The following is a 16,311-nucleotide window of genomic DNA, read 5'->3' on the forward strand; positions in this document are numbered from 1 at the left end:
CCGATGCGGGTCGGGATCGTCTGCCCCTACTCGTTCGACGTGCCCGGCGGGGTCCAGGGCCACGTGATCGACCTGACGAAGGCGCTGCTCGTCCGCGGGCACCAGGTCTCCGTGCTCGCCCCCGCCGACGACGACGCCGACCTGCCGGAGTTCGTGCACCCGGCGGGCAAGGCGCTCGGCATCCCGTACAACGGCTCGGTCGCGCGGCTGCAGTTCGGCCCGGTGTCCTACGCCCGGGTGCGGCGCTGGATCCGCGACGGCGACTTCGACGTCCTGCACCTGCACGAACCCGCCGCGCCGAGCCTGTCCCTGCTGGCACTGCTGATCGCCGACGGCCCGATCGTGGCGACGTTCCACACCGCGACCACCCGCTCGCGGACGCTGTCGGCCTTCCAGCCGGTGCTGCGGCCGCTGCTGGAGAAGATCACCGCGCGGATCGCGGTGTCCGCGCTGGCCCGCCGGGTCCAGGTCGAGCACGCGGGCGGCGACGCCGTGGAGATCCCCAACGGCGTCGACGTCGAGTTCTTCTCCTCGGCGACGCCGCTGCCGGGCTACCCGCGGGCCGGCGGCACGGTCGGGTTCGTGGGCCGCTTCGGCGAGCCGCGCAAGGGCATGGGCGTGCTGCTGGAGGCGCTGCGCCGGATCCTGCCGGAGTTCGAAGACCTGCGGCTGGTCGTCGTCGGCCGCGGTGACGAGGACCAGCTGCGCCGCGACGCCGGACCTGAGCTGGCGCCGCACCTGGAGCTGCTCGGGCAGGCCGACGACGTCGTCAAGGCGCAGGCGCTGCGCAGCGTCGACGTCTACTGCGCGCCCAACACCGGCGGCGAGAGCTTCGGGATGATCCTGACCGAGGCGATGGCGGCGGGCACGGCGGTGCTCGCCAGCGACCTCGACTCGTTCCGGCGGGTACTCGACGACGGCCACGCCGGGCTGCTCGTCGCGACCGGTGACCCCGAGGCGCTCGCGGACGGGCTGCGCGAGATGCTCGGCGACCCGGCGCGCCGGGCGTCCCTGGCCGCCGCGGCGGGGGAGCACGTGACGGTGTTCGACTGGTCGGTGGTGGCCACCCAGGTGCTGCGGGTCTACGAGACGGCGATCGCCGCCGACCCGCGGCGGGTCGCGGCGCCGGAGCGGGAGCCTGCTCGGTGAGCGTGCTCGGCTGGCTGCTTCCCCTGCTGGCGCTGGTCGTCGTGCTGGGCGGGCTCTTCCTGGTGGCGACGGCGAACCGGCTCGACCGGCTGCACGTCCGGATGGACGCCGGCTGGGCCGCCCTCGACGCGGCGCTGGCCCGCCGGGCGGTGGTCGCCCGCGCGGTCGCGGTGGTGCTGGGCGACACCGAGCTGCGGACGTCGGCCGAACGCGCCGAAGCGGCGCCGCGCGCGGACCGCGAGGCCGAAGAAGGCGACCTGACGCTGCAGCTGAGCCGCGTCGACCGGACGGGCCTGCCCGCCGAGCTGGCCGAAGAGCTGAACGACGCCGAGCACCGGGTGGTGATCGCCCGCCGCGTCCACAACGACGCCGTCCGCGACACGCTGCGCCTGCGGCGGCGGCGGAAGGTGCGGTACTTCCGGCTGGCGGGCACCGCGCCGCTGCCGGAGTACTTCGAGTTCGCCGAACCGGAGGTCTGACGTGTGGTGGGTGGTCGTCGAAGAACAGCGCGGCGGCGGGGACGCCCGCGCCTGGAACGTCACCAAGACGAAGCCGGCGGGCGGCGACCGCGAACACGCCGACGAGGTGGCGCGACGGCTCGCGTTCGAGCACCAGCCGGTGCACCCGTCGGCGGTCAAGGAGCGCAAGGTGCTGCGGGTCGGTGACGGCTACCTGGTGATCGCGACCGGGCGCACCCAGACGTTCCACTTCCGCGTGACGCTCGGCGAGACCGTGACGGCCCCCGAATGAGCTGGTGGGTGGTCGTCGAGGAGCAGCGCGGCATGGGGGACAGCCGGACCTGGTCGCTGTCGGAGACGTTTCCGCACGCCGACCGGGAGAGCGCCGAGGCCGACGCGCTGCGCCTCGCGCGGGAGTACCAGCCCGCCTACCCGTGGTCGCCGAAGTCGCGGAAGGTCCTGCGCGGGCCCGGCGGGTACCTCGTCATCGTCGAGGGCCGGACTTCGACGTTCCACTTCCGGCTGAGCGTGCTCGAAGAGATCTGAAACCACCGCGGGCGCGGCCGCGTCGGAGCGGCATGGCGTCGACGTGGTGGGTGGTCATCGAAGAGCAGGGCGGCATGGGCGACGGCCGGGGGTGGGGCGTCGCCGACGCGGCGGGGTACGCCGACCGCGACACGGCGTTCGGCGAGGCGTACCTGCTGGCCAAGCAGCACCGGCCGCCGCGGCCGTCGTCGCCTCAGAAGCGGGTGGTGCTGCGCGTGACCGACGGGTACCTGGTGCTGGTGAAGGGCAAGACGGACGTGTGGCAGTTCCGCGTGACGGTGGGCGAACAGGGCGGTGGCTGACACACTGGCGCCATGAGCGAGACCTGCGACGTCGCCCACGGCAAGGCGGAAGCGGACCCCGGTGTGCGGACCCTGGTGGCGGTGTTCGCGTCGCCGGTTTCGCGGTACCTGCTGAAGTTCGCCCGCGACCTCGGTTACCACGTGGCGCTGTTCGAGCCGGACGCCGCCCGCGCCACCGACGTGCCCGACGGCATCGAGGCGGCCACGACGCTGCCGCCGCTCGACGTGTCGGCGGACGTCGTCGTCACCGACCACCACCGGCCCGAGCTCGGCGAGGTGCTGAAGGCGGCGCTCGGCGGGAACCCGCGCTGGATCGGGGTGCTCGGCAACCCGCGGCACCCCGGTCCGCACGCGGCCGCGTTGCAGGGGCTGGGCGTGCCCGAGTCCGACATCGCCCGCGTGCACCGGCCGGTCGGGCTGAACATCGGCTCGCGCACGCCGCCGGAGATCGCCATCGCGACGCTCGCCGGCCTGCTGGCCGACCGCAACGGCCGCCCGGGCGGCTTCGACTTCTGACCTAGTGGACCGCCATCCCTTCCGGCATCGGCTCGAAGCGGGCGTGGCGGCGGGTGAACGTCGCCGTGCCCGACGTCATCGAGCGCAGGTCGATCAGGTACCGCACCAGTTCCGTGGCCGGGACCTCCGCGCGGATCACCGTCCGGCCGCCGTCGCCGGCCTCGGTGCCCAGCACCCGGCCGCGCCGGGACGACAGGTCGCCCAGCACCGTGCCGAGGTGCTCGTCCGGGAGCCGGATCGCCACCTCCTCCAGCGGCTCGAGCATCGTGATGTGCCCGTTCGCCGCCGCCTCCCGCAGGGCCAGCGCGCCGGCCGTCTGGAACGCCGCGTCCGAGGAGTCGACGCTGTGCGCCTTGCCGTCGACCAGCGTCACCTTGACGTCGACCACCGGGTGCCCGTCGGCCAGCCCGCGCTGCAGCTGGGCGCGCACGCCCTTCTCCACGCTCGGGATGAACTGGTGGGGCACCGAACCGCCGACGACCTTGTCGACGAACTGGAACCCGCCGCCGCGCGGGAGCGGCTCGACCTCGATGTCGCACACGGCGAACTGGCCGTGCCCGCCGGACTGCTTGACGTGCCGCCCGTGTCCCTTGGCCGGCTTGCTGAACGTCGAGCGCAGGCTGATCTTCACCGGTTCGGTGTCGACGTCGGCGCCGCCCGCCCGCAGCCGCGAGAGCACGACGTCGGCGTGGGCCTCGCCCATGCACCACAGCACCAGCTGGGCGGTCTCGGCGTTGCGGTCCAGCCGCAGCGTCGGGTCGCCGGCGACCAGGCGGGAGAGGTTGCGGGCGAGGGTGTCCTCGTCGCTGCGGGTCTTCGCGACCACCGCCACCGGCAGCAGCGGCTCCGGCATCGCCCACGGCTCCATCAGCAGCGGGTCGTCGGGCGAGGAGACGGTGTCGCCGGTTTCCGCCGAGCCGACCTTGGTCAGTGCGCACAGGTCGCCCGCGACGCAGTAGGGCACTTCCCGCAGGTTCGCGCCGAGCGGGGAGTAGAGGTGCGCGACGCGCTCGTCGGCGTCGTGGTCCTCGTGGCCGCGTTCGGCGAGGCCGTGCCCGGACACGTGCACCGGGCGCTCGGGGCGCAGCGTCCCGGAGAACACCCGGACCAGTGACACCCGGCCGACGTAGGAGTCGACCGCCGTCCGGACGACCTCCGCGGCGAGGGGGCCCGCGGGGTCGGCGGTGAGGGCGGCGTGTGTCCCGCCGTCCGGCGTGGTGACGTCGGGCGGCCGGTGCTCCAGCGGCGAGGGGAACGCGCGGACGATGCCGTCGAGCACCTCCATCAGGCCGACCCCGCTGGTGGAGCACACCGGGATGACCGGGTGGAACGACCCGCGCGCGACGGCGGTTTCGAGGTCGGAGATCAGGGTGTCCTCGGCGATCTCCTCCCCGGCGAGGTACCGGTCCATCAGGGACTCGTCCTCGCTCTCGGCGATGATCCCTTCGATCAGCTCGTTGCGGGCCTCGGCCATCCGCTCGAGCTCCGCCGGGTCCGGCTCGCCGACCCGGGGCGGGGGCCCGCCGGAGTAGTCGAAGTACCGCTGGGTGATCAGCCCGACGAGGCCGTTGCCCGCGGGCAGGTACAGCGGCAGCACGCCGTCGCCGAACGCGGCCCGGCAGGCGGCGATCTCGGCCATCGCGTCGGCCCGGTGGTGGTCGAGCCGGGAGACGACGACCGCGCGCGGCATCCCGACCGCGGCGCACTCCTCCCACACGGCGACCGTCGCCGCGTCGACACCCTCGGCGGCGCAGACGACGAACAGCGCCGCGTCGGCGGCGCGCAGCCCGGCCCGCAGCTCCCCGACGAAGTCGGCGTACCCCGGCGTGTCGATCAGGTTGATCTTGTGACCCTGGTGCAGCACCGGCGCGACGGAGAGGCCGACCGAGCGCTGCTGGCGGACCGCCGCGGGGTCGTGGTCGCACACCGTGGTCCCGTCGACGACCGAGCCCGCGCGCGACACCGTGCCGGAGGCGGCGAGGAGGGCCTCGGTGAGGGTGGTCTTCCCCGAACCGGACGGGCCGACGAGCACGACGTTGCGCACCTTCGCGGGGTCGTCCACAGCGACGGCGGCCCCGGTGTCGGCGTTCTTGGCTTGTTTGTCTGCCATGACGACTCCTCGGCGAACGGCTGGTGTACGGGATGTGTCCTCGATCACACACCCGCTACCCTGGTCACGGCAAGGCAGGGCTCCCGGGACCAGCCGAATGCCCGGGGGACACGGGGCAGGGGGAGTGACGTGGACAGGCGGGCGTTCTTGCGGGTTTCCGGAGCGGTGCCGGTGGCGGGCCTGGCGGGGTGGCCGCCGCCGGACGACTGGGGGCGGCTGCGCAAGCGGCTCACGGGGCCGTTGTTCCGGCCGGGCGACCCGGGCTACCCGGAGGCCAAGCAGGGCTTCTTCACGATGTACGACGCCCGGATGCCCGCCGCGGTGGTGGGCGCCGCCCGCGTCGAAGACGTCCAGGTGGCCCTCGGGTTCGCGGCCCGGCACGGCCTGCCGGTCGCCGCCCGCAGCGGCGGGCACAGCTATCCCGGGTATTCCACAGTGGACGGCGGGATCGTCGTGGACCTGAGCCGCTTTTCGGGCGTCGAAGTGCGCCCGGACGGCCGCGCGGTGATCGGCGCCGGTGCCCGGCTGGGGCCGATCGCCACGACGCTCGCCGCGGCCGGGCGGGTGCTCCCGGCGGGTAGCTGCGACACGGTCGGCATCGCCGGGCTCGCCCTCGGCGGCGGCGTCGGCCTGCTGGACCGCAAGTACGGGCTGACGTGCGACCACCTGGAGGCCGCGCGGATCGTCACCGCCGACGGCCGGGCGCGCACGGTGTCCCGCTCGGTGGAGCCGGACCTGTTCTGGGCGCTGCGCGGCGGGGGCGGCGGGAACTTCGGGATCGTCACCGGGTTCACGTTCCGGACCGTGCCGATCGCGGACGTCACCACCTTCACGCTGAAATTCCCGTCCGGTACCCAGGCCGCGTTGTTCGCCGCCTGGCAGGAGTGGCTGCCCGCGCAGCCGGACGAGTTGTGGTGCGGGGTCAACATCGACGCGGTCACCGCCAATGCCAGCGGCACGTTCCTCGGCGCCGAAGCCCGGCTGAAGGAATTGCTCGACGACCTGGTCCGCCGCGTCGGCACGCCACCCGTCGACCGGGGCGCGCGGGTGCTGGACCACCTGAGCGCGATGCGGGCGTTCGACGAGCCGGAGTCCCGGCCCGGGGCGGTCGCGGCGCGTGCGGCGTACGTCGGGACGTCGCGGATGTTGCTGCGGCCCGCCCCCGACCCGGCCGCGGTCGTCGAGCTGCTGGTCCGCGATCCGGCCGTGGGCACGCTCATCGACTCCGCGGGTGGCGCGATCGCCCGCGTCGGCGCCCGCGAGACGGCGTTCCCGCACCGCTGCGCGCTCGCCAGCTTCCAGTTCCTGCACGGCGCGGCTCCCGACAACGGCGGCGAAGCGCAGGCACGGCGCGCGCTCGCGGCGGTGCGCGACGGGCTCGGCCCGGAGTTCGGCACCACCGGGTACGTCAACTACCTCGATCCGGAAATGCCGGACTGGGCCGAGGCGTACTACGGGGTGAACCTGCCGCGGCTGCGCGCGATCGCCCGGAAGTATGACCCGCGAGGAATTTTCGCCTTCCCGCAAGGACTTTCCGAGCCCCGCTCGACTGTCCACATCGGAACGTCCTAAACTGCGCGGAATTTCTGCAGAGAGGCAGCGCGTGCTCGATCTGGCATTCTCCACAGAGGACCTGGCGCACACCCGGTTCGCGTTCTCCCCGGCGTGGGAGATCGTCGCGAGCGTCCGCGTCCTCAACCAGCCGGGCGCGCACGCGCTGCACCTGCCGTGGGTCAAGCGCGCCACCGCGGCGCTCGAGCGGGCCGGCCTGGACATCGGGCTGCTGCGCGACCTCGTCCCGCTGCGGCACCTGCCCGGCTTCCTGGCCGGGACGCCGGCGACGCCCCTGCCCGAGCTGGCCGACGAGCTCGCCGACCTGCGCGACGTCCCCGCCCGCCTCGTCCGGCGCGAGCTGGACGCGATGGCCGGGCCGCGGTCGACGGCGCTGAACCGCTTCTACCGCGATCCCGAGGCCGGTCTCGAGCGGCTCGCGACGGTGATGGAGCGGTACTGGGACCTCGTGCTGGCGCCGGACTGGCCGCGGATCCGGGCGCTGCTCGAAGCCGACGTGCTGCACCGGTCGCGGCTGCTCGCCCAGGGCGGGGCCGCCGAGCTGTTCAACGACCTCACCCCGCTGGTCCGCTGGGAGGGCGGCACGCTCACGGTGGCGCACCGGCACCTGCACGCCGCCGTGCCGCTCGACGGGCGCGGTCTCGTGCTCGTGCCGTCGGCGTTCGTCTGGCCGCGGGTGTTCTCCAAGACCGACCCGCGCTGGCAGCCGGTGCTGCGCTACCCGCCGCGCGGGATCGCGACGCTGTGGGAGACCGGCACGGCCACCGCGCCCGGCGCGCTGGCCGGGGTCGTGGGCCGCGGCCGCGCGATGCTGCTGACCGAGCTGGCCGCGCCGGCGTCCACCGCGGAGCTGGCCTGCCGGACCGGGCTGAGTGCCGGGGCGGTGTCGCAGCACCTCGGCGCGCTCAAGGCCGCGGGCCTGGTCAGCGGCCACCGTGCCGGACGTCACGTGCTCTACGCACGCACCCGAGCCGCGGAAGTCCTGGTCGGCGGCGTGCCGGAAGTGGACTGCTGAGATAGCCGCGCACTGGCCTGCTTGAAGGGTCCACCGCCGACCTACGCTCGGAGTAGTCACCTCCCGTTCTTCTTGTGGAAAGGCCTTGTCGTGTCCGAGCAGCAGACCACCCCCAGTGGCACCGTCCAGTCCGTCACCGGCACCGCCAAGGTGAAGCGCGGCATGGCCGAGATGCTCAAGGGCGGCGTGATCATGGACGTGGTCACCGCCGACCAGGCCAAGATCGCCGAAGACGCCGGCGCGGTCGCGGTGATGGCGCTCGAGCGCGTGCCCGCCGACATCCGCGCCCAGGGCGGCGTCGCCCGGATGAGCGACCCGGACCTGATCGACGGCATCATCGAGGCCGTCTCGATCCCGGTCATGGCGAAGGCCCGCATCGGCCACTTCGTCGAGGCGCAGGTCCTGCAGTCCCTCGGCGTCGACTACATCGACGAGTCCGAGGTCCTCACCCCGGCCGACTACGCCAACCACATCGACAAGTGGGCCTTCACGGTCCCCTTCGTCTGCGGCGCGACCAACCTCGGCGAGGCCCTGCGCCGGATCACCGAGGGCGCGGCCATGATCCGCTCCAAGGGCGAGGCAGGCACCGGCGACGTCTCCAACGCCACCACGCACATGCGCCAGATCCGCGGCGAAATCCGGAAGCTGACCTCGCTGCCGGAGGACGAGCTGTTCGTCGCGGCGAAGGAGCTGCAGGCGCCGTACGAGCTGGTGCGCGAGGTGGCGGCCAACGGCAAGCTGCCGGTCGTGCTGTTCACCGCGGGCGGCATCGCGACCCCGGCCGACGCGGCGATGATGATGCAGCTCGGCGCCGAGGGCGTGTTCGTCGGTTCGGGCATCTTCAAGTCCGGCAACCCGGCCCAGCGCGCCGAGGCGATCGTCAAGGCCACGACGTTCTACGACGACCCGGACGTGCTGGCGAAGGTTTCGCGCGGTCTGGGCGAGGCGATGGTGGGGATCAACGTCGAGGAACTGCCGGAGCCGCACCGCCTCGCCGAGCGCGGCTGGTAACGCCACCTCATCGGCGCCGGGGTTCGCGGTCGTAGTAGACGGTCATGGTGAGGTCGTCTTCGCCGCCGGTGACCGCCGAGGCGAAGGTGATGTCGTGGACCTGCACGTCGCCGAGATCCTCGACCGCGTCGGCGACGCGTCGCAGCAGCGCGGCGACGTCGCCCTGCCCCGGTCCCGCCGGGTTGCTCCGGGAGAAGTGGTAGCCACGCCATTGATCACGCGGGTCGGTCATGGCGTCATCTTGCTCGTGGCTCAGACGTACTCGGAGATCTCCACGCCGTAAGTGCCCGGCTCGAGGGCTTCGAAGATGTGCGGCACGTCCCCCGGATAAGAGATGTAGTCCCCGGGCAGGAGCTCCTCCGGCTCGTCCAGGACGCCGACGCGCGCCCGGCCCGCGCAGAGCACGATGTGCTCGACCACTCCGGTCATGTGCGGGTCGGAGCGCCGCGGTGTGCCCGGCTCGCCGCGGACGACGTAGATGTCGCGGCGGGCGCCGGTGGGGCAGGCCGAGAGCAGGGTGCACGCGTAGTCGGCGTGTTCGGCGAACACCGTCGGGCCCTTGCCCGCGCGGACCACGCGCACCTTCGGCCGCTCCGGCTCGACCAGCCGCGAGAACGGTACGTCGAGGGCCACGCCGAGGGCCCACAGCGTCTCGACGCTCGGGTTGCCGGTGCCGGACTCGAGCTGCGACAGCGTCGACTTCGCCAGGCCGGCGCGCTTCGCGACCTCGGTCAGGGACAGTCCGGCGCGGGTGCGCTCGCGGCGCAGCGACGCGGCGATGATGTCGAGGGGTGCGCCCGTGGGTGCTGGTGCCATTCCGTTCGCTCCATCGGTCTTTCTGTTCGTCTTGACGAACACCGGCCCGGGTGTTCACTATAGAACACATGCGTTCGATATGGCGAACACTCGATCGGGGCGTCGCCCGGGACATCGGCCTGGTCTGCGTCGCCGATTGTCTCGTGGGGGTGTCCTACGGTGCCATCGCGGTGAGTTCGGGCTTCCCGCTGTGGCTGCCGATGCTGATGTCGCTGCTGGTGTTCGCCGGCGCGTCCCAGTTCATGTTCATCGGGATCGTGGCGGCCGGCGGCAACCCGTTCGCCGCGGTGCTGGCCGGGCTGCTGGCCAACGCGCGGCACCTGCCGTTCGGCTTCGCGATCGGGGACGTCCTGGGCAAGCGGTGGCCCGGCCGGCTCGCGGGCAGCCACCTGATGATCGACGAATCCGTCGCGTTCGCGCTGGCCCAGCGCGAGGCGCACCAGCGCCGGGCGGCGTACTGGGCCTGCGGGATCGGCCTGTTCGCCTGCTGGAACCTCGGCGTGGTCGCGGGCGCGTTCGCGGGCACGGCGATCAGCGACACCGACGTCTTCGGCCTGGACGCGGCCTTCCCGGCGGTGCTCCTGGCGCTGGTCCTCCCGGCCCTGCGGGATCGCGCGGCGCGGCTGCCGGTGCTGGTCGGAGTGGTGGTGGCGCTGGCCGCGACGCCGTTCCTGCCCGCGGGGCTGCCGGTGCTGCTGGCGCTGGCCGGGGTGCTGGTGGGCGTCGCGGCCAAGGAGCCGGAACTGCAGGAGGCGCGCTGATGGACGGCGTGGAGCTGCTGGCCGGCACGGCGGTGCTGGCGCTGGGGACGTTCGCCTTCCGGTTCGCCGGGCCGGTGCTGCGCAGCCGGGTGAAGCTGTCGCCGAAGGCCCAGCGGCTGATGGCGCTGGCGGCGGTGGTCCTGCTGGCGGCGCTCGTCGCGGTCAGCGCGCTGACGGAGGGGCACGGGTTCGCGGGCTTCGCGCGGCCGGCCGGGGTGCTGGTGGCGGGGGTGCTGGCGTGGCGGAAGGCGCCGTTCGCGCTGGTGGTCGTCGCGGCCGCGGCGACGGCGGCGCTGCTTCGCCTGGCCGGAGTCCCCTGACGGCTCACGCTGTTGTCCGGTCGCCAGCGCCCCAATGTGGCGTTCGGTGCGTCAGACGCACCGAACGCCACATTGGGTGCGTTGGACGCAACCAACGCCACATTGGGGCGCTTGGGGTCGGGACCGGGCTGACCTGCCGGGACGGTGGCGGGGGAGTGCGTCTAGGCTGGTGGGAAGGTCTTTCGGGAGGTCGGGTGTCGTCGGAACCGGTCATCGGTGTGCTCGCCATGCAGGGTGCCGTGCGCGAGCACGTCGCCATGCTGGCCGAAGCGGGAGCGCGGGCCGTGCCCGTGCGCCGCGCGACCGAGCTGTCCGAAGTGGACGGTCTGGTGCTGCCCGGTGGCGAGTCGACCACGATGTCGCGGCTGCTCGAGACGTTCGAGCTGCTCGAACCGCTGCGCGCGCGGATCGCCGACGGCATGCCCGCCTTCGGCTCGTGCGCCGGGATGATCCTGCTGGCGCGGCAGACCCTCGACGGGCGGCCCGACCAGCAGCAGCTCGGCGGGCTCGACGTCGTCGTCCGGCGCAACGCCTTCGGCAGGCAGGTCGACTCCTTCGAGGCGGACCTCGACTTCGCCGAGGTGGACGGCGGGCCGGTGCGCGCGGTGTTCATCCGGGCGCCCTGGGTCGAGAAGGCGGGGGACGGCGTCGAGGTGCTCGCCACGGTCAGCGGCGTGCCCGGCGTCGGCGACGACACCGCTAGGATCGTCGCGGTCCGGCAGGGGGCGGTGCTGGCGACCGCGTTCCACCCGGAGCTGACGCCCGACGTGCGGGTGCACCGGCTGTTCGTCGACCTCGTGCGGAAGGCAGCCTGAGACGCGGTGCCCGGCCGGGGTACGGAACAGATGGAGGAGAGATGAGCGGCCACTCCAAGTGGGCCACCACGAAGCACAAGAAGGCCAACCTCGACGCGAAGCGCGGCAAGCTCTTCGCGCGGTTGATCAAGAACATCGAAGTGGCCGCCCGCACGGGCACCGGTGGTGGCGACCCGGACGGCAACCCCACGCTCTACGACGCCATCCAGAAGGCGAAGAAGAACTCGGTCCCGCAGGACAACATCGAGCGCGCCCGCAAGCGCGGCGCCGGTGAAGAGGCGGGCGGCGCCGACTGGCAGAACATCACGTACGAGGGCTACGGCCCCAACGGCGTGGCGGTGCTGATCGAGTGCCTCACCGACAACAAGAACCGCGCCGCGATGGAGGTCCGCACCGCGCTCACGCGCAACAACGGCTCCCTCGCCGACCCGGGCTCGGTCGCCTACATGTTCACCCGCAAGGGTGTCGTGATCATGCCGAAGGGCGACGCGACCGAGGACGACGTCCTGATGGCGGTCCTCGACGCGGGCGCCGAGGAGGTCAACGACCTCGACGAGAGCTTCGAGATCGTCTCCGAGGGCGGCGACCTGGTCCCGGTGCGCAAGGCGCTGCAGGAGGCCGGCTTCGAGTACGAGTCGGCGGAACTGACGTTCCTCCCGTCGGTCAGCGTCCCGCTGGACGCCGAGGGCGCGAAGAAGGTCTTCAAGCTGATCGACGCGCTCGAGGACTGCGACGACGTCCAGAACGTCTACGCGAACTTCGACGTGTCGGACGAGGTGCTCGCCGAAGTCGGCTGAGTTTTCTGAGATTGGTGCTGGAGGTCGTCGCGGGCCGGAGATGGGCTTCCGCGGCGGCCTTCGGCGGTTTCCAGGGTGGTCTGCCGGATCGGCGCGTGGAGGCGAACGTCTACGCACGGCGTTGCATTCCACGTGTCGGACGAGGTGCTCGCCGAAGTCGGCTGAGTTTTCCCCGTCACCGCAACGCTTTCGTGCCCGGGCCGGAAACTTTCCGGCCCGGGCACTGGGCTCCCGGGAGCTTGTCAGGCAGAATGTGCGCCGTGACCTCGACGACCCCCGCCGCCTCCGCCGATCTCGCCGCCGAACTGACACCCGACGAACAGCGTCTCGTCGAGTGGATCGAGGAGCAGGCCAAGGAACGCGGGAACGCCGTCGTCACGGTCGCCCCGGACGACGAGGGTGCCGGCTACTGCTTCACCGCCTGCGCGTGGGCGCTGCACCACGTGCCCGAGGCCGTCGTCGTCGGGCTGCCGGACCAGATGGGTGCGGTCCTGCTCGACGCCTACGTCGACCGCGCGGCCAACGGCGAGATCTTCGAGGTCGGCAAGCGCTACGACGACTTCTTCGACGGCGTCCCGGTCGTCCTCGAGCGGGTCAACAAGGGGCACTACCCCGAGTACTTCGGCACCGCCTTCCTCATCTACCCGGACGGCGACTTCCCGGCGCTGCAGCTGATCGTCGCGACGCCGGAGGGCAAGTTCCCCTGGCATCCGGACGCGCCCGAGGGCTTCGCGCAGTGGCAGCTGGTGCTGACCGAGAGCGGCGACCCCGAGAGCTGGACCCCGGGCGTCGACGGCCCCTAGAACTTCCGCAGGTCGGCGGCCGCTTCCGGGTACCGCAGCGCCAAGTCCGCGCCGTCCGCGAACTCCACGCAGTCGTCGGTGTACGGCGGCACGACGACGGTCCCCAGCAGGCTCCACGCACCCCGCGTGACGGTCGCCTGCCACGTCCCGGCGGGCACGACCACCTGGGGCCGTTCCCCGGCGGCGACGTCGGTCCCCAGCACCGGCCGCTCGACCGAGCCGTCCTCGTGCAGCAGCAACATCGCGGCCGGCGCGCCCGCGTGGTGGGCGTACACCTCGACGCGGTCCAGCCGGTGCGGCGCGGAGAACTCGGGCGCGACGAGCAGGTAGTAGATCGCGGACCCGGTGTCCGAGCGCCAGCTCTGCGCCCACCTACCCCCTTCGACGGGCAGCGGCTGAAGACCCAGGTGGGTGACGAAATCCGACGGCTCCGGCATGTCACCCATCCTGCCGCAGAAGCGCCCAGTAGCCTGCAATCTCGAACTGGTGTTCGCGGCGGGAAGGAAGAACGGGTGCGGGTGCTCGGGGTCGACCCCGGTCTGACCAGGTGCGGCCTGGGGGTGGTCGACGGCGGCAAGGGCCGGGCCGTCCGCTGCGTCGCCGTCGACGTGGTGCGGACGCCGGCCGATGCCGATCTGGCCCACCGCCTGCTCGGCATCTCCGACGAGGTCGAGCGCTGGATGGACAAGTACAAGCCGGCCGCCGTCGCGGTCGAGCGGGTCTTCGCCCAGCACAACGTCCGGACCGCGATGGGCACCGCGCAGGCGGGCGGTGTGGTCGCCCTGGCCGCCGCGCGCCGGGGCCTGCCGGTCGTCTTCCACACGCCGAGCGAGGTGAAGGCCGCGGTCAGCGGGTCCGGCCGGGCGGACAAGGCGCAGGTCACGGCCATGGTGATGCGGCTGCTCAACCTCGAGGTCGCGCCCAAGCCCGCCGACGCCGCGGACGCCCTCGCCCTGGCCATCTGCCACCTCTGGCGCGAGCCGATGCGGGCCCGGCTCGCCGAAGCCGAAGCCCGCGCCGCCGAAATGGCCCGCACGCACAAAGCCCGCCTCGCCGCCGCGGCGAAGCAGGCGAAGAACCCAGGAGCAGCACGATGATCTCGTCGGTACGCGGAGAAGTCCTGTCGGTCGGGCTCGACCACGTCGTGGTCGAGGTCGGCGGGATCGGCTTCGCCGTGCAGGCCACCCCGGCGACCCTCGCCACCCTGCGCCGCGGCGAAGAGGCCCGGCTCCACACGGCGCTGGTCGTGCGCGAAGACTCGCTGACGCTGTTCGGGTTCGCCGACGCCGAGGCGCGCGAGCTGTTCGGGCTGCTGCAGACGGTGTCCGGGATCGGGCCGCGGCTCGCACTGGCCACCCTCGCCGTGCTCGACCCCGGCAAGCTGCGCGCCGCGCTCGTCGAAGGCAACATCACCGTGCTCACGTCGGTGCCGGGCATCGGCCGCAAGGGCGCCGAACGGCTCACCCTCGAACTGCGGGACAAGGTCACCGCGCTCGGCGGCGCCGACGGCGCGCCCGCGGTCACCGCGCCCGGTGCCCTGCGCGCGGAGGTCGTCGAAGCGCTGGCCGGGCTCGGTTTCCCGGCCAAGCAGGCCGAGCAGGCGGTCGACAAGGTGCTCGCCGACGGCGACGGGCACACGACGGCCAGTGTGCTGCGCGCCGCGCTCGCCACCCTCGGCCGCAAGCGGTAGGCCGCGGCCGTGGAGTATGAAGCGGTGGACGAGGACGAAGCCCTCTCGGCGTGGGCTCAGACCGGCGAGGAGAACGTCGAAGGCACGCTGCGGCCCCGCAAGCTCGACGAGTTCGTCGGCCAGCCGCGCGTGCGCGAGCAACTGGAACTGGTGCTGGAGAGCGCGCGCCGCCGCGGTGTGCCGCCCGACCACGTCCTGCTGTCCGGCCCGCCCGGGCTGGGCAAGACGTCGATGGCGATGATCGTCGCGGCCGAGCTCGGCGCGGCCATCCGGATCACCTCCGGCCCGGCCCTGGAACGCGCCGGCGACCTCGCCGCGATGCTGTCCAACCTCGCGCCCGGCGACGTCCTGTTCATCGACGAGATCCACCGGATCGCCCGCCCCGCCGAGGAGATGCTCTACCTCGCGATGGAGGACTTCCGGGTCGACGTCGTGGTCGGCAAGGGACCGGGCGCGACGAGCATCCCGCTCGAGATCGCGCCGTTCACCCTGGTCGGGGCGACCACGCGGTCGGGCTCGCTGACCGGGCCGCTGCGCGACCGGTTCGGCTTCACCGGCCAGATGGAGTTCTACACCGACACCGAGCTGGAGCTGGTCGTCCGCCGCGCGGCGACGATCCTCGACATCCCGATCGACCGCGACGGCTGCCAGGAGATCGCCGGCCGCTCGCGGGGCACGCCCCGCATCGCGAACCGGCTGCTGCGGCGCGTCCGCGACTACGCCGAGGTCCGCGCCGACGGCAAGGTGACCCTCGAGGTCGCCCGCGCCGCGCTGGCCGTCTACGACGTCGACGAGCTCGGCCTCGACCGGCTCGACCGCGCCGTCCTCACCGCGCTGACCAGGTCGTTCGGCGGCGGGCCGGTGGGCATTTCGACGCTGGCGGTCGCCGTGGGGGAGGAGGCGACGACCGTGGAAGAGGTGTGTGAGCCCTACCTCGTGCGCGCCGGTATGCTCGCCCGCACCCCGCGCGGCCGGGTCGCTACCGCGGCCGCGTGGGAACACCTCGGCATGGTGCCGCCCGCCGACCTCCCGGGGCGCCCCGACCAGGGCGGGCCGTCGCAGTTCGAGCAGGACTGAACTGCCGGCAGCGGCGGGTGGGTGCTGGCGTCCGCGCTGGTACCTGGCACACTTGACAGGAGCACATACCCAAAAACCGGACATTTCGGCTGGGCCCGGTGTCCGTCGAACGGAGAATCATGCAACAGCTATTGCTGCCCCTGCTGCTCGTGCTCGTCCTCGCCGTGCCGCTGGTCATGAGCACGCGCAAGCAGAAGAAGCAGCAGGCCGCGCAGCAGGATCTGCAGAACAGCCTGGCGCCCGGTGACCGCGTGATGACCACCTCGGGTCTCTACGGCACCGTGGCCGACACGAGCGGCGACACCACGATCGACATCGAGATCGCCCCCGGCGTCGTCACCACCTGGCTGCGGCTCGCGGTCCGCGAGAAGGTCGAGCCCGTCGTCGAGACCGACGAGGACTCCGCCGACGAGGTCGAAGCCCCCGCCGAGGAGTCGATCATCGAGTCCGACGCCGGCGTGAAGACCGAAGAGCCGCAGACCACCGCGCAGGTGGCGCCGCCGCTGGAGCACGGCAAGAAGTAACCCCGCGCTCTCTCCCGGGCACGCGGCGA

The 16,311-nt window shown here is 72.9% G+C and carries 22 protein-coding genes; 18 read left to right on the top strand and 4 right to left on the bottom strand.

Annotated features, from left to right (window positions below):
* Positions 1 to 3: 3 nt before the first annotated feature.
* Genes H4696_RS06220 through H4696_RS06245 form a run of 6 tightly spaced genes read left to right on the top strand, consistent with a single transcriptional unit; the run spans position 4 to position 2,971 of the window.
* Positions 4 to 1,149 (top strand): glycosyltransferase family 4 protein, encoded by a 1,146-nt coding sequence (locus H4696_RS06220; protein WP_192783000.1) that lies wholly within the window; start codon positions 4 to 6, stop codon positions 1,147 to 1,149.
* Positions 1,146 to 1,628, top strand: a complete 483-nt coding sequence (locus tag H4696_RS06225; RefSeq protein WP_086864689.1) for an NUDIX hydrolase — start codon at positions 1,146 to 1,148, stop codon at positions 1,626 to 1,628. The genes H4696_RS06220 and H4696_RS06225 overlap by 4 nt, the downstream gene beginning before the upstream one ends.
* Before the next feature lie 10 nt (positions 1,629 to 1,638).
* On the top strand, positions 1,639 to 1,899 hold the full coding sequence (locus H4696_RS06230; RefSeq protein WP_225955608.1) for a hypothetical protein: 261 nt from the start codon (positions 1,639 to 1,641) through the stop codon (positions 1,897 to 1,899).
* Complete coding sequence (locus H4696_RS06235; protein ID WP_086864682.1) at positions 1,896 to 2,153, top strand: hypothetical protein; 258 nt, start codon at positions 1,896 to 1,898, stop codon at positions 2,151 to 2,153. The genes H4696_RS06230 and H4696_RS06235 overlap by 4 nt, the downstream gene beginning before the upstream one ends.
* A gap of 32 nt (positions 2,154 to 2,185) precedes the next feature.
* On the top strand, positions 2,186 to 2,455 hold the full coding sequence (locus H4696_RS06240) for a hypothetical protein (protein WP_192782105.1): 270 nt from the start codon (positions 2,186 to 2,188) through the stop codon (positions 2,453 to 2,455).
* A 12-nt stretch (positions 2,456 to 2,467) separates the two neighbouring features.
* On the top strand, positions 2,468 to 2,971 hold the full coding sequence (locus tag H4696_RS06245) for an XdhC family protein (RefSeq protein ID WP_086865116.1): 504 nt from the start codon (positions 2,468 to 2,470) through the stop codon (positions 2,969 to 2,971).
* Position 2,972: 1 nt separating this feature from the next.
* On the opposite strand, the gene H4696_RS06250 is transcribed toward H4696_RS06245, so the two are convergent.
* Positions 2,973 to 5,081, bottom strand: coding sequence for an elongation factor G-like protein EF-G2 (locus tag H4696_RS06250; RefSeq protein ID WP_086865117.1), 2,109 nt, complete (start codon positions 5,079 to 5,081; stop codon positions 2,973 to 2,975).
* A gap of 129 nt (positions 5,082 to 5,210) precedes the next feature.
* Here H4696_RS06250 and H4696_RS06255 point away from each other — a divergent pair, with 129 nt between their 5' ends.
* From H4696_RS06255 to pdxS, 3 genes are all read left to right on the top strand, one after another.
* Positions 5,211 to 6,653, top strand: a complete 1,443-nt coding sequence (locus H4696_RS06255; RefSeq protein WP_086865118.1) for an FAD-binding oxidoreductase — start codon at positions 5,211 to 5,213, stop codon at positions 6,651 to 6,653.
* A gap of 31 nt (positions 6,654 to 6,684) precedes the next feature.
* Entirely contained in the window at positions 6,685 to 7,668 is a 984-nt protein-coding gene (locus tag H4696_RS06260) for a DUF5937 family protein (protein ID WP_086865119.1), read from the top strand.
* 90 nt (positions 7,669 to 7,758) lie between these two features.
* Entirely contained in the window at positions 7,759 to 8,679 is a 921-nt protein-coding gene (pdxS, locus tag H4696_RS06265; protein ID WP_169735208.1) for a pyridoxal 5'-phosphate synthase lyase subunit PdxS, read from the top strand.
* A gap of 7 nt (positions 8,680 to 8,686) precedes the next feature.
* Here pdxS and H4696_RS06270 read toward each other — a convergent pair whose 3' ends face one another.
* Positions 8,687 to 8,911, bottom strand: coding sequence for a hypothetical protein (locus H4696_RS06270; protein ID WP_086865121.1), 225 nt, complete (start codon positions 8,909 to 8,911; stop codon positions 8,687 to 8,689).
* Positions 8,912 to 8,931: 20 nt separating this feature from the next.
* Complete coding sequence (locus tag H4696_RS06275) at positions 8,932 to 9,495, bottom strand: helix-turn-helix domain-containing protein (protein ID WP_163046677.1); 564 nt, start codon at positions 9,493 to 9,495, stop codon at positions 8,932 to 8,934.
* 68 nt (positions 9,496 to 9,563) lie between these two features.
* On the opposite strand from H4696_RS06275, the gene H4696_RS06280 reads away from it, so the two are divergent.
* From H4696_RS06280 to H4696_RS06300, 5 genes are all read left to right on the top strand, one after another.
* Positions 9,564 to 10,256 carry an AzlC family ABC transporter permease gene (locus H4696_RS06280; RefSeq protein WP_192782106.1) on the top strand — a complete coding sequence of 231 codons (693 nt, stop codon included), beginning with the start codon at positions 9,564 to 9,566 and terminating at the stop codon, positions 10,254 to 10,256.
* Entirely contained in the window at positions 10,256 to 10,576 is a 321-nt protein-coding gene (locus H4696_RS06285; RefSeq protein WP_192782107.1) for an AzlD domain-containing protein, read from the top strand. Before H4696_RS06280 ends, H4696_RS06285 begins: the two co-directional genes overlap by 1 nt.
* Positions 10,577 to 10,770: 194 nt before the next feature.
* The gene (gene pdxT / locus H4696_RS06290) at positions 10,771 to 11,391 is read left to right on the top strand and encodes a pyridoxal 5'-phosphate synthase glutaminase subunit PdxT (protein WP_086858842.1); all 621 of its coding nucleotides are present in this window, start codon (positions 10,771 to 10,773) and stop codon (positions 11,389 to 11,391) included.
* A 41-nt stretch (positions 11,392 to 11,432) separates the two neighbouring features.
* Positions 11,433 to 12,188 carry a YebC/PmpR family DNA-binding transcriptional regulator gene (locus H4696_RS06295; protein WP_086858843.1) on the top strand — a complete coding sequence of 252 codons (756 nt, stop codon included), beginning with the start codon at positions 11,433 to 11,435 and terminating at the stop codon, positions 12,186 to 12,188.
* Positions 12,189 to 12,439: 251 nt separating this feature from the next.
* Positions 12,440 to 12,991, top strand: coding sequence for a DUF4262 domain-containing protein (locus H4696_RS06300; RefSeq protein ID WP_169734940.1), 552 nt, complete (start codon positions 12,440 to 12,442; stop codon positions 12,989 to 12,991).
* Here the strand turns inward: H4696_RS06300 and H4696_RS06305 are convergent.
* Positions 12,988 to 13,428, bottom strand: a complete 441-nt coding sequence (locus H4696_RS06305; RefSeq protein ID WP_086858844.1) for a cupin domain-containing protein — start codon at positions 13,426 to 13,428, stop codon at positions 12,988 to 12,990. The genes H4696_RS06300 and H4696_RS06305 overlap by 4 nt on opposite strands.
* Positions 13,429 to 13,503: 75 nt before the next feature.
* On the opposite strand from H4696_RS06305, the gene ruvC reads away from it, so the two are divergent.
* The 4 genes from ruvC to yajC all read left to right on the top strand — a co-directional run bounded on the left by ruvC (position 13,504) and on the right by yajC (position 16,282).
* Positions 13,504 to 14,088: a crossover junction endodeoxyribonuclease RuvC gene (ruvC, locus tag H4696_RS06310; protein ID WP_072478481.1), complete on the top strand. Its 585-nt coding sequence runs from the start codon at positions 13,504 to 13,506 to the stop codon at positions 14,086 to 14,088.
* The gene (ruvA, locus tag H4696_RS06315) at positions 14,085 to 14,681 is read left to right on the top strand and encodes a Holliday junction branch migration protein RuvA (RefSeq protein WP_086858845.1); all 597 of its coding nucleotides are present in this window, start codon (positions 14,085 to 14,087) and stop codon (positions 14,679 to 14,681) included. Before ruvC ends, ruvA begins: the two co-directional genes overlap by 4 nt.
* A gap of 9 nt (positions 14,682 to 14,690) precedes the next feature.
* A complete protein-coding gene (ruvB, locus tag H4696_RS06320) occupies positions 14,691 to 15,758 on the top strand; it encodes a Holliday junction branch migration DNA helicase RuvB (RefSeq protein WP_169734941.1) in 1,068 nt (355 codons plus the stop codon).
* 119 nt (positions 15,759 to 15,877) lie between these two features.
* Entirely contained in the window at positions 15,878 to 16,282 is a 405-nt protein-coding gene (gene yajC, locus H4696_RS06325) for a preprotein translocase subunit YajC (protein WP_169734942.1), read from the top strand.
* The last annotated feature ends 29 nt before the right edge of the window (positions 16,283 to 16,311 follow it).

The organism is Amycolatopsis lexingtonensis (assembly GCF_014873755.1).
Lineage (GTDB): Bacteria > Actinomycetota > Actinomycetes > Mycobacteriales > Pseudonocardiaceae > Amycolatopsis > Amycolatopsis lexingtonensis.